The sequence below is a fragment of the Rhodococcus sovatensis genome, assembly GCF_037327425.1.
Lineage (GTDB): Bacteria > Actinomycetota > Actinomycetes > Mycobacteriales > Mycobacteriaceae > Rhodococcoides > Rhodococcoides sovatense.
Map to the genome: position 1 here is coordinate 5658761 of NZ_CP147846.1, position 23745 is coordinate 5682505.

Consider the following 23745-nt stretch of genomic DNA (forward strand, 5'->3'; position numbering starts at 1 on the left):
AGTTTGCACGCCACACCACACCGAGGAGTTCTGGCCATGTTCCGTTTGTCGATCTGTTACCACGAGCCCGCCGATAAGTCCGCGTTCGATCTGCACTACGCCGACGTGCATGTACCGATCGTACGGACGATCCCAGGTCTGCTCGGTCTCACTGCCGGCCACTCCCCGGCGGTCACCCGGCTCCGTACTACATGATCGCGACACTGGACTTCGAGACAGCGGACGAGCGCGCTGCTGCTTTGGTGACTCGCGAAATGGCCGACGCTGGGACAGATCTGAAGAATTTTGCTGCTGGAATCACCATGTACACCACCGACAACATCGCTTTCGGCTGAGGCGATCCCAACGCGCGCTCAGGTGCGCATCAATCCACAAGGAGCACAGTCATGCCGGTAGGACAGAGTTACAAGCGCAGTCGACTGCAGGAGACATGGGATGCGATCGTAATCGGTTCGGGGATTGGTGGTCTCACTGTAGCTGCGTTCCTCGCCCAGGCGGGACAGCGGGTACTCGTACTCGAAAAGCACAGCACTGCCGGGGGCGCCACGCAGACCTTCAAACGAGCAGGTTACGAATGGGATGCCGGACTGCACTACATCGGTCAGGTACACCGGCCGAACAGCGGGTTACGACGGATCTTCGACTACATCAGCAATGGTGAGCTCGAATGGGATCCGATGCCCGATGTCTACAACACCATCGTAGTCGGTGACAAAGCCTACGAATATCTCTCGGGGGAAGTAGCATTCGCCGACCGAATGAAGCTGTATTTCCCGAACGAAGTAGAAGCGATCGATGCGTACCTTGGCTTGGTCAACCATGTCAATCGATCAGCACGGATGTTTTTCGCGCATCGCACTCTGCCCCCGGCAGTAGCCAACTCCGCCTACGACGACATGTGCACACCGTTCCGCGAGTACTCCGACCGTACTGTTGTCGACGTTCTTTCCGAACTGACGGACGACATCGACTTGATCGCCGTTCTCTGCGGCCACTGCGGCGACTACAGCCTTTCACCCGGCAAAGCATCGTTCGCTGTGCATGCCATGCTTATTCGGCACTACATCGACGGTGCCAGCTACCCGCGCGGCGGTTCCGGCCAACTGGCGGAAACGATCGCCTCGGTGATCGAGTCCGCGGGAGGCGAGATACTTGTCGGCGCGGAGGTGACCTCGATCCTGCTCGACGACACTCACGCTGCGGCGGGTGTGGAGATGGCCGACGACAGGATCTTCCGTGCTCGTGCCGTGATCAGCGATGCCGGTATCACCCCCACTCTGGGGGGACTGTTGCCCGCATCGCACGGAAGCGACACGGCGCGCGAAGTTCTGAACGAGTGCACTGCAGTGGGGCCTTCGCTACCGTGGGTCGTACTTAACATCGGGATCGCGGAATCAGCAGCCGACCTGGGTCTGCCGCGGGGCAACATCTGGATTCACCCGGAACCGGACATCGACGCGCATCTCGAGGCATTCGAGCGCAAGCCCGCGACGTCGCCGATGCCGCTGTTCTTCATAACCTTCCCCTCAGCCAAGGATTCGACCTGGGACGACAGGCATCCCGGTCGTTCCACAATCGACATCGCAGGCGTGACGAGTTGGGCGTTGTTCGAGCAGTTCTCCGGAACTGCATGGATGAACCGCGGCGCCGAATACGAAGCGATCAAATCCCGCCTCATCGACGAACTGCTCGAGCAGGTCTATCGCTTTTGCCCGCAGGTCCGCGGCAAGATCGACCACACCGAGTTGGCAACTCCGTTGAGCTTCAACCACTTCCTCGGACGTAGCCACGGAGATTTCATGTCATTGGCCGCAAGTCCGGCCCGATTCGCGATCCCAAACCTCGGCGCGCACAGCGGTATCGAGAATTTGTATTTGGCAGGACAGGACGTAGCCGCAGCCGGAGTCGTTGGAGCGACTCAAGGGGGAGTGCTCGCAGCATCGGCGGTGCTGGGGCGAAACGTCCTCGACGACATGGCACAGGCATGAGGGCGGGGCGAGTGTCGTCCCGGGGCCGACGGCGTCTCCTGCTCCTGCTGACCGTCCTCGGATTCATCCTCCCCAACGCGTTCGTAATCGCATTCTTCAAGGAGCGCTCTACTTCTTGCTGCGCGAATACCGGGCGTAAGCGAGCACGGGCGGTACGGTCCATGCGGGTCCCCTCCCGCGCCTGATAGAGGGTGTCGCCGACAATCGCGTCTCAGGCCGAGATGCGCGGACCCGGCTCGCTGGGGCGGACGATTTCGGCGGAACGCGGGGTCGGCAGCAGCGGCAGCAGGGTGACTCCATCGGCGACGTCGGCGGCGGCGATGTCGTCGATCAGCCCGGTCAGCCCTGCACGGGTGCCGATGTACATGACGGTGCGCGGGCTCGCCTGTCCGGTATAGGGGGCCGCCTCCTGTCGCGCTTTCCGTGCGTCGTCGGCGACGTGATAGACCACGTCCAAGTAGACGGCGATCTTTCGCTCGGCCTGGTGAGCTTCGTCGCGAATCCGCGCAGTTGTGATCAGTGCTTCGCCGAGGTCGGTGGCGCAGACGCGGACAGTCTGAACGTCCTCGGGTGTCGGTGTGATCTCGTGCCACTCACCGCATCGCACCTCTGCTATTCGCCGCGTTGCCTGGCTCATACCGGCACCTCGTTCCTCGATCGGCAGTCTGCTCTGCTCCCCGCATCGAATCGTGGAGGAAGTGATTGTCCGAAACTCATCGTCAACGGCTGATGGGAGCCTAACCGCGGCCGGGTTACAAAGCAAGCAATTGCTTGCTATGGTGGGACGCATCGCCTCCGTTCAGTGAGAGCCACGTCGATTCAAGGAGTCCGAAGATGCCCGAAGCCGTCATCGTCGCAGCCACCCGATCTCCGATCGGACGCGCGAAGAAGGGGTCGCTTCGGGACATGCGTGGCGACGACCTCGGGGCCGAGATCATCGGCCGCGCACTCGATTCGATTCCCGCCTTCGATCGACACGAGCTGACCGACATCATGGTTGGGTGCGCGCAGCCGGCGGGAGAACAGGGTTATGGCATCGCGCGAGCGATGGCTGTACTACTCGGCCTGGACGGCGTTCCTGGAACTACCGTGCAGCGTTATTGCGCGTCGAGCCTGCAGACGACCCGGATGGCATTCCACGCCATCAAGGCGGGGGAGGGCGACGCCTTCGTCTCGGCCGGTGTCGAGATGGTCTCGCGGTTCGTGAACGGCAAGTCCGACGGCATGCCCGATACCAGGAACCCGCGGTTCGACGAGCCGGAGCGTCGCGCTACCGAGAGTGCCGGACGTGGCTGGGTCGATCCGCGCAAGGACGGTCTGTTGCCGAGCCTGTACGTATCGATGGGATTGACGGCCGAGAATGTCGCGTCCGGCTGGAACGTCTCCCGCGAGGATCAGGACGAGTTCGCCGCGCTCAGTCAGAATCGGGCCGAACGGTCGCGCGAATCGGGCTTCTTCGATCGCGAGATCACACCGGTCACCGCGCCCGACGGCACGGTCGTCACCGCGGATGACAGTCCACGGGCGGGCGTCACCGCCGAAGGGCTCAGCGCGCTGAAGCCGGTCTTCACTGCCGACGGCACGGTCACCGCCGGAAACTGCTGCCCCATGAACGACGGCGCTGCGGCACTGGTGATCATGTCCGAGGAGAAGGCACGGAATCTGGGGATCACCCCGCTGGCGAGGATCGTCTCGACGGCCGTATCGGCGATGTCCCCCGAGGTGATGGGCATGACGCCGGTCGATGCGACCAGGCGGGCGATCTCGGCGGCGGGAATGACGTTGAGCGATATCGACCTTGTCGAGATCAACGAGGCATTCGCCGCGCAGGTGGTCCCGAGTGTGCGCGAACTCGGGCTCGATTACGACCGAGTGAACGTGCACGGCGGGGCGATCGCGCTCGGGCATCCCTATGGAATGACGGGGGCGCGTATGACGGCCACCCTGTTGAATGCGTTGCGCTGGAACGACAAAGAGTTCGGTGTCGAAACAATGTGTGCGGCGGGCGGTCAGGGAATGGCCATGGTCGTCCAGCGTCTGTCGTAGCTACCTGCGGTGTGTTCTCGGTGCCGGGTATCGTGGTGTGGTGCCTCCGTCGCAGGAGTATGCACGGCAGCCGTTGTCGAGTTCGGATGTTTCATGGAAGGGCACGAGGATGAGCTCGACGATCGTCGGTGAGGGTAGCGGGCGACGCAAGGCGGTCGCGGCGTCGTCCAGGCGTACAGAATTGCTGGCGATCGCAGCGCGGTTGTTCGCGCAGCGCGGCTATGCCCAGACCACCGTTCGCGACATTGCGGACGAGGCAGGCATTCTCTCGGGCAGTTTGTACCACCACTTCGATTCCAAAGAGGCAATGCTGACGGAGATCCTTCACCAGTTCATGGGAGATCTGTGCGAGACATTCGCCGGTGTTGTCGCGGAAAGTCCATCAGCACGAGCAGCTTTCGAAGGTTTGGTGCGAGCCTCGTTCCAGCGTATCCACGAATTGCCTGATCCGGTGGCGCTGTACCAGAACGAATCCGGATTGTTCATGAGCGCCGCCGAATTCAGATTCGTGGCCGACGCGAGCAGAGAAGTCGAGCGCATTTGGCGTGGCGTACTCGACTCCGGTCGCGACGCGGGTGACTTCCGCCCTGACCTGGACACCGGTGTGGTGTACAGGTTCGTTCAGGATGCAGTGTGGTCGACCGTGCGGTGGTACAAACCGAACGGACGACTCGGCCACGAGGAGGTGGCCGATCAGTTCCTGGCCGTCATGCGGGTCGGCGTGTACAGCCCTGTGTGACCACGGCACTCACGCGAGAGTCCGACGCGGAAGCTCGACCAGTTCGACCCTGACGCGATCCGGATCGAGCATGTACACCACGCGGCAGCCCGTCATCGGTGGGCTCGCCGGGATCGGATCCGACAACGCCACGTATCCGCGTTCTCGGGCCCGCGCAAGCGCCGCGTCGAGGTCGTCGACCGTGAGCGCGATGTGCACCGCTCCCACTGTGCCGTTGTCCGGTTCGAGAACATCGGCAGAGCCGCCCACGTACTGAAGCAATTCGACCATCGTCGAACCGTCGGCTGCGGTGAGAAACACCTGCCGAACCACAGCTCCGACGTATCCCGTCACCGCGTCGATCCGAGGGCCGGATCGTTCGTACGGCCCGAACCGGCTGCCGCCCAACAGGTCTTGATAGAACTCCGCCGAGGTGTCGAGGTCCGAGACAGTCACTCCCGCGTGGTGCACGCGCGGGCCTGCGAACGACGCCAGCCCAGGAAACTCGGCCGTCACCGGACTCCCGCACCGAGCAGTCGGCGGTGCTCGTGGGGCGCTCCGAGCAGCTGGGCGGTGCTGTGTGCGCGCTTGAAATACAGATGAGCGTCATGTTCCCACGTAATGGCGATACCGCCGTGCATTTGCACCATTTCTCTGGCCACGGCCGAGAAGGCTTCGCTGCACCAGGAAGCGGCGATCGCAGACTGGCGACGCATATCGGGGGTCGACTCGGCGGCTGCCCACGCAGCCGCCCACGAGATCGAACGCGCGGTCTCCACTGCGACGAGCATGTCCGCGCACCGATGCTTGAGCGCCTGGAACGACGCCAGCGGTCGACCGAACTGGACGCGCTCGCTCAGATGGGCGACCGTACGGTCGAGGGCAGCCTGAGCGCCGCCGACCTGAAGGGCCGTGATTGCGGTCGATGCGGCGGCGTGCAGATCGGCCAATCGATCGCCGAAACCGCCGAGCCGCCGGGCCGCGGCACCGTCGAAGCGAACGGTACCGAATCGCATGGTCGGGTCAACGCCGCGAACGGACTCGAGTGTCACCCCGTCGGAAGCGGGATCGGCTTCGAACAACGCTGCCCCATCCGATGTGGACGCGACTACCAGCAGTGTCGTGGATTCGCTGCTGCCCAGCACCAGGGTGCTCACCCCGTCGAGGTACCAGGACCCGTCCTGGTCTCGGCCGATCACGCTGCTGCCGTCCGTTCGCCACCGTCCGTGCTCGTCTGCCCAGCACAAGGCGGCCTCACGGGCACCCTCGGCCAGCTCCGGTAGCAGCCGCGCCTGTTCCTGGGCGTCCGCTCCGTACAGCAGTGCCTGGACACCGAGAACACCCGAACTGAGCAAGGGGGAGGGGGTCAGGGTGCGCCCCAGCTCTTCGAGCACGATGTGGGTCTCGAACGAGGTGAACCCGAGCCCGCCCATGTTCTCGGGCACCGACAGCGCTGTGACGCCGACCTGACCGCACAGAGCCTTCCACAGCACCTCGTCGTACCCGGCTTGAGACGCGAAGGCATCGCGAAGCGAGGTCGAGGACAGTCGCCGAAGGATTACTGCCCGTACAGTTTTCGCAAGTTCTTGCTGTTCTTCGGTCAACGAGAATTGCATCGTCATCCCTCTCGTAGAGCTGCGGCGATCCGTCCGCGATGATAAGCCGATGTACCCCAGGCCGTTTCGAGTGCCTGCACGCGCAGAATCCACATGCTCACATCGAGTTCGAGGGTGTACGCCACTGCGCCGTGCAGCTGCAGGGCCGCGCGGGCTGCGAGGTACGCGGCGTTTCCGGCTGCGACCTTCGCTGCCGAGACATCGCGCGAGACAGTAGTGGAATTGGCAGTCCATTCGTGGGCGGCTCCGATGACCAGCGGTCGGGTGAAGTCGAGCGAAACTTCGACGTCGGCAAGCATGTGCTTGACCGCTTGGTAGCCGCCGACCACTCTACCGAACTGTCTGCGCTGCAGCACATACGCCACCGTATCGGCCAGCAACCGTTGGCCCGCACCGAGGAGCATGCTTGCGCACGCCAGCGAGGCGGCGTCGAATGCGCGGATGACCGTCGCAGCATCGAGTTCACACACGGGCTCACCGGGTTCGACGGCACCGAGGCGTCGGACCGGATCGACGGAGGTCATGTCGTCGGTCCGCTGCGCTCGAAACATTCGGTTTCCTGTGACCGTGAACGCGCAGTCGGCCGCACGAACGTCGAGAGCACGACTCGCGTCGGGTTCGGAGCTGGTGGCGATGAGGCCCTCGGCGAGGCGGGTGCGGAGCGAGGTCTCCGACGAGTCGTTCAGCAGTGCCGGGAGGAAGACTGCCGACTCGATCCACGGTCCGGGAATGCCGTGGTAGCCGAGCCTTTCGAAGACGACGGCGACATCGACCAGTGTGCCGCCGATCCCGTTCGATTCCTCGGGAATCAGCAGGGCCGTGACGCCGAGGCCGGCAACCCTGCGCCACAGCTTCGATCCGGGACCGAAGTCGTCACCGGCCCAGGCCCGTGCCGCGGCTACCGTGTCGGCGCTCGAGAGCAACGCATCGAGCGCCCGCGCGAAGTCCTCCTGCTCCTGATCCGGCGAGAATTTCATGACAGCTTCCTCACATCGATCTCTCGCGGTAGCCCGAGGAGGCGCTCAGCGACGATATTTCGTTGGATTTCGTTGGTGCCGGCATAGATCGGCCCGGCGAGTGAGAACAGATAGTCGTCGACCCAAGCGCCCTCATCGGGGGCATTGGCTCCTCGCAATTCGGCATCGGCCCCCAGCAGTTCCAGGGCCGCCTCGTGCAACCGAATATCGAGCGTCGACCAGAACAGTTTGTTGACGCTGCCGAGCGCACCCATATCGCCGCCGCCGGAGAGTCTCTCGACGGTTCCCCAGGTGTAGAGCCGATATGCGCGTGCGCCGATCCACGCGTCGACGACCTTGTCGTCGATGGAGGACGCGGCGGTAGTGGTCGACTTCCACAGTGCGGTAAGACGATCGGCAGCGTTACTGAATCGGCCAGGGGAGCGCAGCGACAGGCCACGCTCGTTGCCCGCGGTGCTCATCGCGACGCGCCAGCCGTCCCCTACCGCGCCGAGTACGTCCTTGTCGGGCACGAATACGTCGTCGAAGAAGATCTCGCCGAACCCCGCGTCTCCATCGAGCTGGGCGATCGGCCGGACGGTGATGCCGGGTGCATCGAGCGGAAACAGAAAGTACGTCAGGCCGCGGTGGCGTTGGGCATCTCGGTCCGAACGGAACAGGCCGAATCCGCGATCTGCCCAGGGCGCGCGTGAGCTCCACGTCTTCTGCCCGGAGAGCAGCCATCCGCCGCGCTCGTCGTCGCGTACGGCTCGGCTGCGAATCGACGCGAGGTCGCTGCCGGCCTCGGGCTCCGACCAAGCCTGGGCCCATACCTGCGATCCGTTCGCCATCGGGCCGAGAAAGCGTTCCTGTTGGGCCGGTGTGCCGTGTTCGAAGATGATCGGTGCCAGTAGGGAAATGCCGTTCTGCGCGATGCGAGTCGGTGCTCCGCTGCGGTAGTACTCCTCCTCGAAGATCACCCACTCGGTCAGGCTCGCATCGCGGCCGCCGTAGCGGGCCGGCCATGCGACCACCGACCACCGGGCGTCGGACAGCTCCTTCTCCCATTGCCGGTGGGCGAGCGCGCCCTCCGCGGTGTCCATCGACGGCAGCCGGCCCGGTGAGTGCTCGGTCAACCACGCGCGGGCCTCGTTGCGAAAGTTCACTTCGTCATCGGTGAAGTGCATCGCTCAGTCCTTGTCCGCGCCGCTGGCGTTCTTCTTGTTCGCGTCGGCCATGGCCTTGGCGTCGAGGCCGCCGAGCGAATCGACACCCACCTCGGCGTTGTGTGCGTGGGCGGCGTGATGGAGTCCGAAGACCGAATCCATTCCGTTCCGCATGCCCATGATGTCCTCGGTCTGATTGACCGCCTTCTTGGTCAGTGCCAGGCCGAACCGCGGCATCGCCGAAATACGTTCTGCCATATCGAAGGTGAACTTCTCCAGATCCGCGCGCGGTACGACGTGGTTGACCATTCCGAGTTCGCGGGCCCGCTCGGCCGGGAACCGATCGGCGGTGTAGAGGAACTCTTTGGCTGCCCGCGGATTCATCACCCAGGGGTGTGCGAAGAACTCGACCCCCGGAATGCCCATGCGGACCACGGGATCGGCGAAGAATGCGTCTTCCGAGGCGATGATGAAATCACACGACCACGCGAGCATCAGGCCGCCGGCGATACAGGCGCCCTGCACCATGGCGATCATCGGCTTCGGAATCTCGCGCCACCGACGGCACATCCCTAGGTAGACCTCCGACTCGCGAGCAATCCGAGAATCGGCACCCTTCTTGTCGGCATGGTCCCACCAGATCACGGCTTTGCGCTCGAAGGACTGGTCGATGTCTCGGTCGGGTGTGCCGATGTCATGGCCACCGCAGAAGTGTTTTCCGTTGCCTGCCAGCACGATCACTGCGACGTCGTCGTCGTCGGTTGCGCGAGTGAAGGCGGCGTCGAGGGCATATGTCACCTTCGAGTTCTGCGCGTTGCTGTACTGCGGGCGATTCAGAGTCACCACCGCCACGCGTCCGCGGACCTCGTACGTAACCACGTCCTGGGTGGCGTCGGTTTGCTCTGCCATTTTTCCTCCAACTGTTCTGTGCCGTTCGGCGAGTGGCACCGCAGCACGACCATACCAAACAAGTGCTTGGTGGGGTATTGTATGGTGTCAAAGGAGTTGAAGCCTCGAACGCGCGTGGTCGACAAAGGAGTCACAGATGGATCTCACGTTCTCCGAAGAGGACGACAGGTTTCGGGAAGAAGCACGTGAGTGGCTCGCTGACAACTTGAGCGGCGACTTCGCCGAGTTGAAGGGACTGGGCGGGTCCGGCCGAGAGCACGAGGCCTTCGCTGAGCGACTGGAATGGAACCGGCACCTGGCCGAGTCCGGCTGGACCTGCCTCGGCTGGCCTACCGAGCACGGTGGTCGCGGACTCAGTCTCTCTCAGCAGATGATCTTCCACGAGGAATACGCACGCGCCGACGCGCCTGCCCGGGTCAATCATCTCGGCGAAGAATTGCTCGGCCCCACGCTGATCGCCTGGGGAACCGACGAACAGCGGGCCCGCTTCCTGCCGCCCATCACCGCCGTAAAAGAGCTTTGGTGCCAGGGGTACTCAGAACCGGGAGCGGGTTCGGACCTCGCCGCGGTACGGACGCGAGCGCGACTGGCCGGGGACACCTGGATAATCGACGGCCAAAAGGTGTGGACCTCACTCGCGCATCATTCCGACTGGTGTTTCGTCGTCGCTCGCACCGACCCGACCACCACCCGGCACGCCGGACTGTCGTACCTGCTCGTCCCCATGGACCAACCAGGGGTGACCGTGCGACCCATCGTCCAGCTGACCGGAACATCGGAATTCAACGAGGTGTTCTTCGACGGAGCCGTCACCGACACCACGATGATCGTCGGCGCACCGGGTGAAGGTTGGCCGGTAGCGATGGGGACGCTCGGCTTCGAGCGCGGTGTCTCCACCGTCGGCCAACAGGTGGGCTTCGCGCGCGAACTCGAGACGGTGCGCAACCGGGCGAGAGAAAACGGAACCATCGACGACCCGATCATCGCCGATCGGCTGGCGCAGGCGCAGGTCGGCCTGGAAGTGCTGCGAGTGCATGCCCTGCGCACCCTCAGTGCCTACGAATCCGGCTCGATGGGACCCGAGGCATCGGTGGCCAAACTGCTCTGGGCGAGGTGGCACCGAGATCTCGGCGAGCTTGCGATGGACGTCCTTGGTGGCTCGGCTCTCACCACCGGACCCTCCTACGAACTCGATGATCTACAGACGCTGTTCCTCTTCAGTCGGGCCGACACGATCTACGGCGGATCCGACGAAATCCAACGAAACATCATCTCCGAGCGAGTACTCGGAATGCCTAGGGAGCCACGACCGTGACCAAGAGAGAACAACCGGCCCCCGCGTACCTGCCGGGACATGGACTGCTCACAGACCGAACCGTCGTCGTCACCGCCGGTGCAGGCGCAGGAATCGGGGCCGCGGTAGTGCGCCGCGCACTCGAAGAAGGTGCCAAGGCCGTCGTCGTCGGCGATACCCATGAGCGGAGATTGGCCGAGGCGCACCAGGAATGGGCGTCGGAGTTCGGCGCAGATCGGGTCCGAACCCGCGTCTGCGACGTGACCCGAGAAGATCACGTCGAGGCCCTCCTCGACCTTGCCGACGAGGTGGGCGGGGTGGACGTCATGGTCAACAATGCGGGTCTCGGCGGAACGGTGTCGCTGCTCGAGATGACCGACACCCAATGGTCTTCGGTGCTCGATGTGACGTTGACCGGGACTTTCCGGTGCGTGCGGGCAGCCGGTCGACGCATGGTCGCCCGCGGCCATGCAGGCGTCATCGTCAACAACGCATCGGTGATCGGTTGGCGCGCACAGGAAGGCCAGGCTCATTATGCCGCGGCCAAAGCCGGAGTCATGGCACTGACGAGGTCGGCAGCGGCAGACTTCGCCGAACACGGAATCCGAGTCAATGCGGTCTCGCCCAGTCTTGCGATGCATCCGTTCCTCGAAAAGGTGACGACGCCTGAGTTTCTGACCGAACTCAAGGGCCGTGAAGCCTTCGGCCGGGCCGCACAACCGTGGGAAGTCGCCAACGTCATGGTGTTTCTGGCCAGTGACTACTCGTCCTATATGACCGGTGAAGTGGTGTCGGTCAGCAGTCAACACGCGTGAGATATCCGGGAAGAACAGTGTGAGGGGAAACCAATGACCGAGGCTTATATCGTCGACGCGGTGCGCACTCCGGTGGGGCGGCGAGGCGGCGGTCTTGCCGGTATCCACTCCGCAGACCTGGGAGCGCACGTATTGAATGCGCTGATGGAGCGCAGCGGCGTCGATCCCGCAGCCGTGGACGACGTCATCATGGGGTGTACCGACACCATCGGTTCGCAGGCCGGCGACATTGCCCGCACCGCATGGTTGGCCGCTGGTCTCCCGCAGCATGTTCCGGGTGTCACCATCGATCGGCAGTGCGGATCGAGTCAGCAGGCAGTGCACTTCGCGGCCCAGGGCGTCATGTCCGGCACGGCGGATCTGATTGTCGCCGCCGGGGTGCAGAACATGTCGGCCATCCCTATTTCGGCTGCGATGACCGTCGGCGAACAGTACGGATTCACAACACCTTTCGCCGAGTCGAAGGGTTGGCGCGCTCGCTACGGCGACCAGGAGGTCTCGCAGTTCAGGGCGGCCGAGATGATCGCCGACAAGTGGGGCGTCACCCGGGCACGGATGGAGGAGTTCGCCCTCGAGAGTCATCGACGCGCCATCGCGGCGATCGACGAGGGTCGATTCGTCCGGGAAATCGCGCCGATCGATGGCGTGACGACCGACGAAGGGCCACGCCGAGATACGTCAGCGGAGAAGATGGCGAGGCTGCGGACGCTGACCGAGGGGGGCGTCCTCACCGCTGCGGTCGCGTCGCAGATATCCGACGCCGCGAGCGCAGTGCTGATCGCATCCAAGGCGGCGCTCGACACACATGGGCTCACGCCCCGGGCGCGGATTCATCACTTGACCGTCTACGCGGACGACCCGGTGTGGATGCTGACCGGCCCGATTCCGGCGACGAGGTTGGCGCTCGAGCGCAGCGGGATGAGCATCGACGACATCGACCTCGTCGAGATGAACGAGGCCTTCGCTTCGGTGGTTCTCGCGTGGGCCAAGGAAACGGGCGCAGATCTGGCCAAGGTCAATGTCAACGGCGGCGGCATTGCGCTCGGTCATCCGATCGGGGCGACCGGCACCCGATTGATGACGACGTTGCTGCACGAACTCGAACGAACGGGCGGTCGATACGGAATGCAGACGATGTGTGAGGGCGGCGGACAGGCCAACGTCACCATCATCGAGAGACTCTGACGTCGACCGAATCAACGAAGAGAGGCCAATTGTGTTCGTACTCGACATGACTGGGCGTGTGGTTGTCGTGACCGGTGGGGGACGGGGCGTCGGCGCAGGCATTGTCGATGTGTTCCTCGAGGCGGGGGCCTCGGTGGAAATATGCGGCCGCACCGTGCCGGAGGAAGGTGTGGAGGACGGCCGCGAACGGTTGTCGAGCTCGCGCGTCGATGTCCGTGACGCGGCTGCCGTTCACACCTGGATCGACGATATCGGTGCGCGGCATGGGCGACTCGATGTGGTGATCAACAATGCCGGTGGGGCTCCGTTCGCGAGTTTCTCGACGAGTTCCACTCGCTTCCACGACAAGATACTGGCGCTCAATTTCAGCTCGGCCGCCAACGTGTGCCATGCCGCATCTGAAATACTTTCTGCCACAGCACAGTCGAGCGTTGTCAACATCACGTCGATATCTGCGCGACGCCCGAGTCCGGGAACGGCCGTGTACGGGGCGGCCAAGGCTGCGCTGGAAAGTCTGACCACCAGCCTTGCGGTGGAATGGGCTCCGGCCGTCCGTGTCAATGCCGTCAGTTGTGGTTTGGTCGCGACGCCCGGCGCGGTGGATCATTACGGTGACGAGGACCAGTATGCCGCCGTCGCCGCAACCATTCCGCGGGGACAGTTCGCAACCCCGGCAGAGATCGGTCAAGCGTGCCTCTTGCTGGCTTCGCCACTGGCGTCGCACATCACCGGTGCAGTGCTGAACGTGGATGGCGGCGGAGAGTGGCCGGCATTCTTGCAACACACCCCCAACGGCTGACCGGAACGGACGAGAAAGGGCGGCCACCGAACTACGGTGGCCGCCCTCATCTCCTTGGAGAAGCGGTCCAAAAGATTGCCGTACAAGCATTTACGATCCCGAACGCAACTCTCGTTTGAGGATCTTGCCGCTGGCGTTGCGGGGCAGAGCGTCGACGACGACGAACTCGCGCGGGACTTTGAAGTTCGCCAGCCGAGTGCGGCACCAGGCACCGATGTCCTCCATCGCGACCGATGCGCCCGAGCGCGGTACCACGAACGCTCGGGGTACCATACCGAGCCGGTCGTCCGCGACTCCCACCACGGCGCTTTCGATCACGTCGGGGTGTGCGGACACCACGTTCTCCACCTCCGCGGGGTAGACGTTGAACCCGCCGACGATGATCATGTCTTTCATGCGGTCGGTGATCTTGAGGCAACCATGTTCGTCGAGGCGACCGACATCACCGGTGCGGAGCCAACCCTCGGAATCTATTGCTGCAGCGGTCGCTTCGGGATCCTCGAAGTACCCGATCATCACGCTCTCGCCGCGAAGCCACACCTCGCCGTCGATACCGACCGCTACGTCCTGCCCGGAGGGATCGACGACGCGAATCTCGATGCCTTCCACTGCCGGCCCTGTCGTCTGCGCGATATGACGCGGATCGTCGTCCGGGCGTGACTGGGTCGCCACCATACACTCGGTGAGTCCGTAGGCCTGCGCCGCAACCTCGAAACCGAGGACATCGCGCATCTGCTCGAACAGGGTCTCGGGCACCGAGGTGGCACCGGCTGTGGCGTACCGAAGTGATGACAGATCGAACTCACTGAGTCGAGGGTGGTCGATCAACGTGAGGAAGATGGTCGGTGCCCCTGGCATCACCGTAATGCGCTGTGTCTGAACAAGCTCCATCAGCTGCACCGGATCGAAGGTGACCACCGGATAGATCGTGCTCCCGGCCGTGAGGGCGGCCACCACACCTGCTTTGTACCCGAAGCCGTGAAAGAACGGGCTCACGATTGCATAGCGGTCCTCGGGCGTCAACGAGGCTCCGCGGGCCCAGGTTCGACCGATTCCGATCGTTTGTCTCTGGGTCGTCATGACGCCCTTGGGTCGACCCGTCGTCCCGGAGGTGAACAGGATGTCCGAGAGCATGGAACCGGTGACCTCGGCCCCGCGCATGCGCGCGTGCTCGACATCGTCGTCGGTGACCGAGACGACATCGCTCCATCGAGTCGTATCGGCGCGGCCCGAGTCGGTGATGTCGATGATCGCGCGCAGATGCGGAAGACCCGGAACGGGGCTGCCCGCAGCACCTTCTCCCGCGTTCTGCAGCATGCCGACGTAGTCGGTGCCCAGAAAGCCGTCGGCGACGACGATGGCGGTGGCCCGCGAGCGGGCCAGGATATCGTGTGCCTCGTAGCCGCGGTATCGGCTGTTCAGCGGGACGACCGACGCGCCGATGCGCTGCACACCTAACAGTGCCAGCACGAAACGGGCACTGTTGGGTGCCCAGATACCGACACGATCACCCGGCAGTATTCCCAGGCGGAGTAGGCCGGCACCGACCGCGAGCGTCATCTCGTCGAGTTCGCGATACGACAGTGTTGTCTCGCCGTCGACGATCGCCGGATGGTCCCCGAACGTCGCTGCGCGCTCTGCGAGCAGTTCAGGAACAGTGACTATGGCCATGATCCGTCCTTCGTAGTCTGCGGTCAGCTTCGCACTTCTCGTGCGCGAAGCGACGTGGGATCGATGACCGTCCTGATCAACTGTAATTCCTCTTCGCTCGGCAGCCGAGTGGTTGTCGCGCTGGAGGTGTCGATATCGAAACCGGTGTTGCTCTGGACATCCTCGGCGCTGACGCCGGGGTGCAGGGACCGAACTTTGAGTACGCCCTCTGCCGAATAGTCCAGTACCGCCAGATCGGTGACCACGACGCCGAGATCGTGGTACTTCATCGTCGAACCCGATTCCGCGGCAGCCCTGTCATTTCCGACGCCGGAGACAACGTCGACATGCTCGACGAACACGCGGGCCGAGTGACGCGCCACCCAGTAGTCGGTGCGATGATTGACTGTGTTGCCCGGCGCGCCGCGGACTCCGATGAGCTGCCGAGTCGGCTTGCGCCAGTCACCGATTGCGGAGATGTTCTGGTTGCCGAATCGGTCGATCTGGCTGGCACCCATCATGCTGTGTCTGCGGCCGGAGTTCAATACGTCGAAGATGGAGCGGAACGGCACCCATGCCTCGATGGTGCCTCCGCCGTTGCTTGCAGTCTTGCCGAGAGGCGGTGGGTCGCTGACGAAGAAGCACTCGCCGTCACTCAACACCAGGTCGGGCTCGAAGGTGAGTCGGGCCAGGCGGGCGGAGATGGCGGGAACGGTTCCGACGGCGTGGGCGAGGATCTCGCCGGCTCCACGCCAGGCATCCGCGCAGGCGGTGACGCAGACCTCGGCTCGCGTGATGTCGCTGCTCATGCTGTTTCCTTGCCTTTGTCGTCAGAGCTGGAGAAAGTTCGGACGGCATCCTGGTAGCCGTCCTCGTCCACGGCGAGGAACTGTGACTCGAAGCTCTTCCACGAGTCTGCATCGGCCGCTGATGTCGCGTAATGCTTCTGGAGTTTTTCGTCGCGGGGATAGTCGGGTTCGCACGAGGTGAAGTGCGCGCCGTTCGGTGCTTCGACGACCGATGAGACGAACATGCGGCTCACGAGCAGCGACTGGGGAGGTGCAGAAGCGGTGAGTTCCTCGGTGCTCACCACCTTCTCGACGCTCATGATGCATCGGTCCGAGGCCATAGCGATGAGGTCGTCGAAGTATGGATCGGGTCCGAGGTACTGGCCGTTGCCGCGCGAGTCGCCGCGGTTCAAGTGGATCAGGCCGAGATCCAAGCGAATTCCGGGGACGGCCACGTAGGTCTCGTCCGTGTACGGCGAGTCGACCGTGCGTAGTTCGGGATTGATCTTCAGGACGTCGCTTCCCATTCCAGCTCGGGTGGGGAGAAATGACATTCGCGACGCACCGGCGCGCAGTGCGGTCACGAACATGCCCTCGTCGTATTCGGTGCATTCGATCGATCCCGCTTCGCGGGCTGCGCGGAAGTTGGGGTCGAGTGCGATGCTGTCGAGGGAGACGAAACCGTAGATGACGCGTCGGACCTTTCCTGCCGCGCACAACAGTCCGACCTCGGGACCGCCGAAAGCGACGACCGTGAGGTCGTCTACATCGGAGCGAAGAATCTGACGGATCAGTGCCATCGGCTTGCGGCGTGAGCCCCAGCCTCCTACGCCGATGGTCATGCCGGATCTCACGTGATCGGAAACTTCGCTCAGTGGAATTACTTTGTCGGCCATGAAGCTCCTAGAAGTAGCGTCGGTGCGTGGGTGCCGCTGTGTGTGGAGATTCGACGCATGTCTTGCGGCATTCCGCTCAGCATGACAGCGTGGACCTACAATAACAAGCAAGCACTTGCTAGGAGAGATATGAGTCATGCAGTGGTCACCGGCGGGTCCAGTGGAATCGGACGCGCGGTGGTGGAACTTCTTGTCGCCCGTGGGTACCAGGTGACCGTCTTCGATCTGACCGAGCCGGCGGATCGCGTCGATACCGTCGGATACATTGCCGTCGATGTGACCGACGCCGAGCTCGTCGAGGCGTCCATCGCGGCCGCGGTCGACGCGCGCGGTCCGATCGATACGGCCGTGACCTGTCACGGAATTCGCGGGGCATTCGTTCCTGCGCTCGACCTGACGCCCGATGGCGTGCGCCGCATGTTCGACGTTCACGTTGTCGGAACTCTGCTGGTGGCCACGGGTCTGGCTCGACGGATGATCGAGGCGGGAACCGGCGGATCGATCGTGACGATCTCCTCGACTACAGCCTACCGTGGGTGGCACAAGCAATCCGATTACGGAGTCGCCAAGGCCGCGGTCAGACAGCTCACGGAGAACCTCGCGGTCGAATGGGCGCAGCACGGAATACGCGTGAACAGCGTTGCCCCCGGACACACATTGACACCGATGGTTGTCGACCTCATCGACGGCGGATACGACATTGCTGCCACCGAGGCGCGGATCCCGCTCGGAAGGCTTGCCACGCCGGAAGAAATGGCGCTGGCCATCGTCAATCTCGCTGTCGATGCCACCTACACGACCGGTGTGTGTCTGCCGGTCGACGGCGGATGGACTGCGGTGGGCAAGTGAGGGGTGGGAACCTGACGGGTGGGAAGGTGACGGGTGGGAAGGTGAATACCCCTGTGCAGCAACGCGCTCTCGGTGATTTAGAGGTCTCCGCGATCGGTTTCGGATCCATGACCATCACCCAGGTCGCCGGATACGACGTCGATCGGGGCAGGCGTGCCGTCCACGCTGCCCTCGACGCGGGCATCACACTCTTCGACACCGCCGACAGTTACGGACCCACCGACGAGTACGGCGTGAACGAACGCGCACTGGCGGACGCGTTGCGGACGTGGGGTGGGCCGCTCGACGACGTGATCGTCACTACCAAGGGTGGACACACCAGGCATGGTGACAACTGGTGGATCGACGGCAGCGCAACGCATCTGCGCAAGGCCTGTCAGGACTCGATGGCCCGGCTCGGACTCGATCCGCTTCCGCTGTATCAGCACCACCGACCCGATCCGTTTCGGCCGTACGAGGAATCGATGCAGACGCTGCGAGACCTGGTCGACGACGGGCTAGTTCGCCGGGTCGGGGTATCGAACGCCAATCCCGAGCAGATTCTGATCGCCCGCGAAATAGTCGGCGACGCGTTGGTATCGGTGCAGAACCAGTACGCACCGGGGTTTCGTTCGAGCGAGCCGGAGATCGAACTGTGCGGTCGATTGGGACTCGCGTTCTTGTCCTGGGGTCCGCTCGGCGGAATGCGGGCCGCGAAGGATATGGGATCGGGCAATGTGGCATTCACCGAAGTAGCTGCAAACCGGTCGATTTCGGTTCAACAGGTCGCCCTGGCGTGGCAGCTGCAGAGGTGGCCGCATGTGATTCCAATACCCGGCGCTTCGCGGCCGGAGTCGGTGCTGGACTCGGTGCAGGCCATCGACCTACACCTCACCGACGCCGAGCTCGCCAAGCTCGAACACAACGACGTCCTATCCTGACCGAGGCTGCCGGTGGGCAAGGGCACCAGGCCCACCGACGGCTACCACTCCGACGAGTTCAGACGGTCAGACCCGCCAGATGTGCCAGCCGCGCCGAGGCCACGTCGACCATCGAGTCGATGAGTTCGCGGCAGGACGGTAGATCGTCGATGAGTCCGACGACCTGACCCGATGCCAGCATCCCCGCGGTCGTATCACCCTCCACCAAACCAGCTTTGAGCAACATCGGTGTGTTGGCTGCCTGTGTCATCTGACCCCAGGTTCGGTCACTGGCCTTCTTCATCGCCCGGCCGTCCGACATCAACTGGCCCCAAGTCATCCCGCTCATCTTTTTGAATTCGAGAGTACGGCGAACCGTGTCGACCATCCTGCGGGAGGCGCGCTCGGATTCGAGGTTCTCGACGAAGGTGGTTCGCAGCAGACGATGCGGCATTCCGTCGGCCTTTCGGGTGACGACAGTGCCGTTCAGATCGAAGGTGAGGTACTGCTCCTTGATGCGCTGCGGGACGGCACTGTCGCTGGTCAACAAGAATCGTGTGCCCATTCCGACTCCGGCGGCCCCGTAGGCCAGAGCGGCAGCGAGCCCGCGTCCGTCGAAGAAGCCGCCACCGGCAACGACCGGGATATCGACCGCGTCGAGCACGGACGGGAGCAGCAGTGTCGTTGGGACCGAACCGGTATGGCCACCGCCCTCCGCGCCTTGGACCATGACGAGGTCGGCACCCCAGGAGGCGACTTTCTCGGCGTGCCGGGGTGCGCCGACCGACGGCATGACCACGATGCCCTCGTCCTTGAGGCGTGAGATCAAATCCTTCGTCGGTGCCAATGCGAACGATGCGACCTTGACGCGATGCTGGATCAGCAGGTCCGCACGCGCAACCGCGTCGCCTGCGTCGGCACGGAGATTGACTCCGAACGGACGGTTGGTGCGAGTTTTGACCTCGACGATGGCCTTCTCGAGTTCCTCGAGGGTCATGGTCGCCGACGCCAGCAGTCCCAAACCGCCGGCTTCGGCCGTTGCCGACACCAGTCGGGGCCCCGCGACCCAGCCCATGCCGGTCTGCACGATCGGGTGTTCAACCCCGGTCAATTCGGTCAGCGGCGTTCTGATGCGTGCGGAGGTAGGCACGGAGTCTCCTTGGAGGACAGTGATGTGAAACCCGAATAAAGTTGGGCGACCAGTTCAATCAGACGGACAGGTTCTTTCCCGATTGCACGAACTCGTCGCGATGCTCGTCGGCAACACCTGCCAGATTGAGCTCGAAGGTGAAGCCTTGCTCGAAGCGGTAGCTCTTGTTCACATCCACGGGGTCGATTCCGTTCAGCGCGGCTTTCGCAGCGCGGAGAACGCGTGGATCCTTGGCGGCGATTTCCTGGGCGACGGCCATCGACGCGCTGTCGAGTTCTGCTCGCGGAACAACTTCGAGCACGGAACCGTGTGGCACGAGATCGGCCGCCGCGATCGTGCGACTGGTGTAGTACATCGTTCGCATCAGATGCTGCGGGACGAGGCGAGAGAGATGCGTCGCCGCTCCCAGTGCACCTCGGTCCACCTCGGGAACTCCGAAGTACGCATCATCGGCGGCGATAATGGTGTCGCAGTTGCCGACCAATCCCACTCCGCCGCCGAGGCAGAAGCCGTTCACGGCGGCAATGACCGGAATCGAGCACTCGTAGATGGCCTTGAATGCCGCGTAGCACCCCCGGTTGGCGCCGACTAGGGCGTCGAAACCGGTGGTGCGCTGCATCTCTTTGATGTCGACGCCCGCATTGAATCCGCGGCCCTCGGCGCGCAGCACCACAACTCGCAAATCCGATTGCTTGCCGGCCTCGTCCATCGCGTCTGCGATGGCAAACCAGCCCGCCACCGGGAGTGCGTTGACTGGGGGGTAGTTCATCGTGACGACGGCGATTTTTCCATCGATGATCTCGGTCGAGATGCTCATGTAAGTTCCTAACCTAGCGATTGCTTGGTACCTTAGCAGCGTTCGTGAAACGTAGCTAGCATCGGCGGCCGACGTCGCGGTGCGTAAACCGTAGAAGGGCGAAGCATGCCGAAGTTTTTGGACGGTCGAGTGGCCATCGTGACCGGCGCGGGTCGTGGTCTAGGGCGCGAGCATGCGCTCGAATTGGCCCGCCACGGCGCATCCGTGGTCGTCAACGATTACGGCGTTTCGCTGTCGGGTCACGGAGTGGGCGAGACACCAGCGGAGGAAGTCGTAGCGACCATCGAGGCCGCAGGAGGCCGCGCCGTCGTCAACACCGCCGACGTCGCAGACTTCGACGCGGCCGAGGCGATGGTGCGTCAGGCAATCGACACGTTCGGACATCTCGACGTGCTGGTCAACAACGCCGGATTCGTCCGCGATCGTATGCTCGTCAACACCAGTGAGGAAGAATGGGATGCCGTTGTCAGAGTGCATCTCAAGGGTCACTTCGCACCGCTCCGTCATGCTGCGGCGTATTGGCGCGCCGAGTCCAAAGCGGGGCGGCCGCGCGTGGCTCGAGTCATCAACACCTCGTCGGGTGCGGGGCTGCAGGGGTCCGTCGGACAGGCGACCTACTCTGCCGCGAAGGGAGCCATCGCGACTCTGACTCTCGTGGCAGCAGAGGAACTCCAGTCGTACGGAGTCACCGTCAACGCGCTTGCGCCATCCGCTCGCACGCGCATGACCGAAGGTCCGTTCGCGGAAACCATGGCGGCCCCGGAATCGGGGTTCGACGCGATGGATCCAGCAAATGTCTCGCCCGTCGTAGCCTGGTTGGCCAGTGTCGAGAGCGGCGATGTCACCGGCCGCGTCATCGAGGTCGAAGGCGGTCGAGTCACGGTCGAGGAGGGGTGGGTGCACGGAGCGTCCACCGACCTGGGTCGACGGTGGTCTGCGCCCGAGGTCGGCGGCGAACTGCTCGGATTACTGCAGAAGGGCCGCCGGCCGGAGCCGGTATACGGAGCGCGTACGTGAGCTCCGGTGGCGCCGGGCAGTGGCTGGGCCGCAGCCTCGGGAGCAGGACGGTGTCGTGGAACGAGCGTGACGCGATGTTGTTCGCGCTCGCGGTCGGTGCCCGCCCCGATCAACTCGATCTGGTTTTCGAGCGCGATTTGCGGGTGTTGCCCACATTCGGACTGACGCTCGCTCAGTGGGCGCCGGACGCACTCGGTGCTGCAGGCGCTTTCGACGTCGGGCAGGCTTTGCACGGCTCGCAGACACTGCGCGTGCGATCTGCCCTGCCGCCGTCAGGTGAGCTCACACTCGACGCACGTGTGACGGCGGTGTGGGACAAAGGCCGTGCAGCAATTTTCGATGTCACTGTCGACTCCGACCTGTTCAGCGCGACCTGGTCGATCTTTGCGCCCGGTCAGGGCGGCTTCGGCGGAGATCGAGGACCGCGCGCTGCACCACCGGCCGCAACGCAACCAGATGAGCATGTGGCTGTGCGGCTGGCACTGAATGCCGCACTGCTGTACCGGTTGTCCGGGGATCGGCATCATATCCACGTCGACCCAGCGGCCGCGCAGGCGATAGGTCAACCTCGACCCATACTGCACGGATTGGCGACACTGGCCACCGCGGCGCTGGCCCTGGCGGATCTGACCGGCGTGCACCCGTGCGATCTCACCGAACTGCAGGGACGGTTCAGTTCCGCTGTGTATCCAGGTGAGACTGTGGATGTGTCGAGCTGGCGCGGCGGTGGCTTCCGCGTCGACTCGACCCGTGGCGTCGCAATCGACAGCGGCACAGCAATTTTCGAACGTAGCAGTATTGGTCTGTGAGAGCAGCGGCTCGGCAAGCATGACGAAAGGCCGGACTCGATCGAGTTGAGTCCGGCCTTTCGCGCGGGTGGGTTTGGGGTTCGTCAGCCGATCGCGACCGGCGTCACCGGGCTTGCTGTGCCGCCGGTGATCTTGAGTGCACCGATGGACAGGAAGAACTCGTAGCACTTGTCCGCGGACAGTTCCTGCAGATTCAGGTTCTCGACCAAGTGAATACCGTGGTCGACCAAGAGCACGATATGGCCGCCGAGATAGACCCCCTGATCGAAGGGGATCGCCTCGATGGCGGAGTTGTCTGCACCGACCAGTGAAACATCGTGCCCGGCAAGGAAAGTGGCAGCATCCAAGCCGAGTCCTGGTTGCGGCATGGTATCACCGGGGTTGGCGAGGAAGGCCTCGATCCACCCGGTCCGGATCAAGACCAAGTCGCCGGCGGCGAGTTCGACTTTCTGCGCCGCGAGTGCCGTACGGAGTTCATCGGGAGTGATGACGTGATCGGGAGCCAAACAGTTTGTTCCCAGTGCGGCTGCAACGTCGATCAGCACACCCCTGCCGGCAAATCCACCGACCTTGTCGATGCTGCACTTGGCAGCACCCCCATACGAGCTGACCGAATCGTGCGGATAGCCGTTGTAGATCGTGCTGTCCGAATAGACATGGCACAGGCTGTCCATGTGAGTAGACGTATGCGACGGCATGATCAGTTGATCTTCGCTCGCACCGACACCTGGAACGCCGCCGTTGGCCTGTGCCATGTACTCGTCGGTATGATTCATAGTCGTCAGACGCATTGGCGTGCCACGGTATTCGAAGTTCGGAACTCCGGAACGTTGGATCGGGATGCTCAACGAGTAGGTCTTTCCGGTCTTCGGGATCTGCAGAGCCGCCAGCACCCGCTCGGGCGTGAGGAGGTTGAGGGCACCCAACTCGTCCGATTCTCCCCAACGGCCCCAATTTGTCCTACGAACGCCATTGGTCTTCAGAACGTCCACTTCGACTCCTAGTCAACTTCATTCGCCTCGTAACCTACTGCTGAACGCCGGCCTATTGTTGCATCGATCGGTCTTCAATTCCGTTGCAACGCCGCCGGATTGAGGCTCAAATATAAACTTCCTACCTCGATCGCGCCGCCTCGGGCTCGAGCTGAAATCGAAAAACGTGACGTCCGCCACTGTAGCCACTGGCCACCTTTGCGTCAACAGTCTTCACTCGAGTTGCCGAGAAGTCCCGCTCATCTGCACGTCAAAGGCGGTGTGTGTGGTCCGGACGGGTCGGCGCCGATGCCGGACGCCTGCGCTCAGGGCGAGGTCGACCTTTTTATGTCTTGGGCCGCGCTGCCATCTGCGCGCTCGTCGTTCGGGGTGTCGCCACCTGCTCG

25 protein-coding genes are annotated in these 23745 nt (G+C 63.5%); 13 read left to right on the forward strand and 12 right to left on the reverse strand.

What is annotated here, in order from left to right; translation table 11 throughout:
* The first annotated feature begins 36 nt into the window (after positions 1 to 36).
* Genes WDS16_RS26455 through WDS16_RS26465 form a run of 3 tightly spaced genes read left to right on the forward strand, consistent with a single transcriptional unit; the run spans position 37 to position 1988 of the window.
* Positions 37 to 195 (forward strand): EthD family reductase, encoded by a 159-nt coding sequence (locus WDS16_RS26455; protein WP_338889051.1) that lies wholly within the window; start codon positions 37 to 39, stop codon positions 193 to 195.
* The gene (locus WDS16_RS26460; RefSeq protein WP_338889052.1) at positions 192 to 335 is read left to right on the forward strand and encodes a hypothetical protein; all 144 of its coding nucleotides are present in this window, start codon (positions 192 to 194) and stop codon (positions 333 to 335) included. The genes WDS16_RS26455 and WDS16_RS26460 overlap by 4 nt, the downstream gene beginning before the upstream one ends.
* Positions 336 to 386: 51 nt before the next feature.
* Positions 387 to 1988, forward strand: a complete 1602-nt coding sequence (locus WDS16_RS26465) for an NAD(P)/FAD-dependent oxidoreductase (RefSeq protein ID WP_338889054.1) — start codon at positions 387 to 389, stop codon at positions 1986 to 1988.
* Positions 1989 to 2199: 211 nt separating this feature from the next.
* On the opposite strand, the gene WDS16_RS26470 is transcribed toward WDS16_RS26465, so the two are convergent.
* Positions 2200 to 2625 carry a hypothetical protein gene (locus WDS16_RS26470; protein ID WP_338889056.1) on the reverse strand — a complete coding sequence of 142 codons (426 nt, stop codon included), beginning with the start codon at positions 2623 to 2625 and terminating at the stop codon, positions 2200 to 2202.
* 197 nt (positions 2626 to 2822) lie between these two features.
* Here WDS16_RS26470 and WDS16_RS26475 point away from each other — a divergent pair, with 197 nt between their 5' ends.
* Both WDS16_RS26475 and WDS16_RS26480 read left to right on the forward strand, forming a co-directional pair.
* A complete protein-coding gene (locus WDS16_RS26475; protein ID WP_338889058.1) occupies positions 2823 to 4034 on the forward strand; it encodes an acetyl-CoA C-acetyltransferase in 1212 nt (403 codons plus the stop codon).
* Between the two features lie 109 nt (positions 4035 to 4143).
* Positions 4144 to 4773: a TetR/AcrR family transcriptional regulator gene (locus WDS16_RS26480; RefSeq protein WP_338889060.1), complete on the forward strand. Its 630-nt coding sequence runs from the start codon at positions 4144 to 4146 to the stop codon at positions 4771 to 4773.
* 9 nt (positions 4774 to 4782) lie between these two features.
* On the opposite strand, the gene WDS16_RS26485 is transcribed toward WDS16_RS26480, so the two are convergent.
* Genes WDS16_RS26485 through WDS16_RS26505 form a run of 5 tightly spaced genes read right to left on the reverse strand, consistent with a single transcriptional unit; the run spans position 4783 to position 9399 of the window.
* Positions 4783 to 5268 carry a VOC family protein gene (locus WDS16_RS26485; protein ID WP_338889062.1) on the reverse strand — a complete coding sequence of 162 codons (486 nt, stop codon included), beginning with the start codon at positions 5266 to 5268 and terminating at the stop codon, positions 4783 to 4785.
* On the reverse strand, positions 5265 to 6374 hold the full coding sequence (locus WDS16_RS26490) for an acyl-CoA dehydrogenase family protein (protein ID WP_338889063.1): 1110 nt from the start codon (positions 6372 to 6374) through the stop codon (positions 5265 to 5267). Before WDS16_RS26490 ends, WDS16_RS26485 begins: the two co-directional genes overlap by 4 nt.
* On the reverse strand, positions 6371 to 7345 hold the full coding sequence (locus WDS16_RS26495) for an acyl-CoA dehydrogenase family protein (protein ID WP_338889064.1): 975 nt from the start codon (positions 7343 to 7345) through the stop codon (positions 6371 to 6373). Before WDS16_RS26495 ends, WDS16_RS26490 begins: the two co-directional genes overlap by 4 nt.
* Positions 7342 to 8511 carry an acyl-CoA dehydrogenase family protein gene (locus tag WDS16_RS26500; RefSeq protein ID WP_338889065.1) on the reverse strand — a complete coding sequence of 390 codons (1170 nt, stop codon included), beginning with the start codon at positions 8509 to 8511 and terminating at the stop codon, positions 7342 to 7344. Before WDS16_RS26500 ends, WDS16_RS26495 begins: the two co-directional genes overlap by 4 nt.
* A gap of 3 nt (positions 8512 to 8514) precedes the next feature.
* Positions 8515 to 9399 carry an enoyl-CoA hydratase gene (locus WDS16_RS26505; RefSeq protein WP_338889067.1) on the reverse strand — a complete coding sequence of 295 codons (885 nt, stop codon included), beginning with the start codon at positions 9397 to 9399 and terminating at the stop codon, positions 8515 to 8517.
* A 136-nt stretch (positions 9400 to 9535) separates the two neighbouring features.
* On the opposite strand from WDS16_RS26505, the gene WDS16_RS26510 reads away from it, so the two are divergent.
* From WDS16_RS26510 to WDS16_RS26525, 4 genes are read left to right on the forward strand one after another with little or no spacing between them, the layout of a single operon-like run.
* A complete protein-coding gene (locus WDS16_RS26510; protein WP_338889069.1) occupies positions 9536 to 10714 on the forward strand; it encodes an acyl-CoA dehydrogenase family protein in 1179 nt (392 codons plus the stop codon).
* Positions 10711 to 11508 (forward strand): SDR family oxidoreductase, encoded by a 798-nt coding sequence (locus WDS16_RS26515; RefSeq protein ID WP_338889071.1) that lies wholly within the window; start codon positions 10711 to 10713, stop codon positions 11506 to 11508. The genes WDS16_RS26510 and WDS16_RS26515 overlap by 4 nt, the downstream gene beginning before the upstream one ends.
* A gap of 33 nt (positions 11509 to 11541) precedes the next feature.
* Complete coding sequence (locus WDS16_RS26520) at positions 11542 to 12693, forward strand: acetyl-CoA C-acetyltransferase (RefSeq protein WP_338889072.1); 1152 nt, start codon at positions 11542 to 11544, stop codon at positions 12691 to 12693.
* Between the two features lie 46 nt (positions 12694 to 12739).
* Positions 12740 to 13492 carry an SDR family oxidoreductase gene (locus WDS16_RS26525; RefSeq protein ID WP_338889073.1) on the forward strand — a complete coding sequence of 251 codons (753 nt, stop codon included), beginning with the start codon at positions 12740 to 12742 and terminating at the stop codon, positions 13490 to 13492.
* 90 nt (positions 13493 to 13582) lie between these two features.
* Here WDS16_RS26525 and WDS16_RS26530 read toward each other — a convergent pair whose 3' ends face one another.
* From WDS16_RS26530 to WDS16_RS26540, 3 genes are read right to left on the reverse strand one after another with little or no spacing between them, the layout of a single operon-like run.
* Entirely contained in the window at positions 13583 to 15163 is a 1581-nt protein-coding gene (locus WDS16_RS26530; protein ID WP_338889075.1) for an AMP-binding protein, read from the reverse strand.
* Between the two features lie 23 nt (positions 15164 to 15186).
* Positions 15187 to 15951 carry a CoA-transferase subunit beta gene (locus tag WDS16_RS26535; RefSeq protein WP_338889076.1) on the reverse strand — a complete coding sequence of 255 codons (765 nt, stop codon included), beginning with the start codon at positions 15949 to 15951 and terminating at the stop codon, positions 15187 to 15189.
* Entirely contained in the window at positions 15948 to 16826 is an 879-nt protein-coding gene (locus tag WDS16_RS26540; protein ID WP_338889078.1) for a CoA transferase subunit A, read from the reverse strand. Before WDS16_RS26540 ends, WDS16_RS26535 begins: the two co-directional genes overlap by 4 nt.
* Positions 16827 to 16955: 129 nt before the next feature.
* Here WDS16_RS26540 and WDS16_RS26545 point away from each other — a divergent pair, with 129 nt between their 5' ends.
* The gene (locus WDS16_RS26545) at positions 16956 to 17675 is read left to right on the forward strand and encodes an SDR family oxidoreductase (protein ID WP_338889079.1); all 720 of its coding nucleotides are present in this window, start codon (positions 16956 to 16958) and stop codon (positions 17673 to 17675) included.
* A gap of 41 nt (positions 17676 to 17716) precedes the next feature.
* Positions 17717 to 18595: an aldo/keto reductase gene (locus WDS16_RS26550; RefSeq protein WP_338889081.1), complete on the forward strand. Its 879-nt coding sequence runs from the start codon at positions 17717 to 17719 to the stop codon at positions 18593 to 18595.
* A gap of 58 nt (positions 18596 to 18653) precedes the next feature.
* Here WDS16_RS26550 and WDS16_RS26555 read toward each other — a convergent pair whose 3' ends face one another.
* Both WDS16_RS26555 and WDS16_RS26560 read right to left on the reverse strand, forming a co-directional pair.
* Positions 18654 to 19724 carry an NAD(P)H-dependent flavin oxidoreductase gene (locus tag WDS16_RS26555; RefSeq protein ID WP_338889082.1) on the reverse strand — a complete coding sequence of 357 codons (1071 nt, stop codon included), beginning with the start codon at positions 19722 to 19724 and terminating at the stop codon, positions 18654 to 18656.
* A 58-nt stretch (positions 19725 to 19782) separates the two neighbouring features.
* Positions 19783 to 20541, reverse strand: a complete 759-nt coding sequence (locus tag WDS16_RS26560) for an enoyl-CoA hydratase family protein (protein ID WP_338889083.1) — start codon at positions 20539 to 20541, stop codon at positions 19783 to 19785.
* Between the two features lie 105 nt (positions 20542 to 20646).
* On the opposite strand from WDS16_RS26560, the gene WDS16_RS26565 reads away from it, so the two are divergent.
* Entirely contained in the window at positions 20647 to 21558 is a 912-nt protein-coding gene (locus WDS16_RS26565) for an SDR family oxidoreductase (RefSeq protein ID WP_338889084.1), read from the forward strand.
* The gene (locus WDS16_RS26570; RefSeq protein WP_338889086.1) at positions 21555 to 22367 is read left to right on the forward strand and encodes a MaoC/PaaZ C-terminal domain-containing protein; all 813 of its coding nucleotides are present in this window, start codon (positions 21555 to 21557) and stop codon (positions 22365 to 22367) included. Before WDS16_RS26565 ends, WDS16_RS26570 begins: the two co-directional genes overlap by 4 nt.
* Before the next feature lie 83 nt (positions 22368 to 22450).
* On the opposite strand, the gene WDS16_RS26575 is transcribed toward WDS16_RS26570, so the two are convergent.
* Entirely contained in the window at positions 22451 to 23359 is a 909-nt protein-coding gene (locus WDS16_RS26575) for a cyclase family protein (RefSeq protein WP_338889088.1), read from the reverse strand.
* Positions 23360 to 23745: the final 386 nt, after the last annotated feature.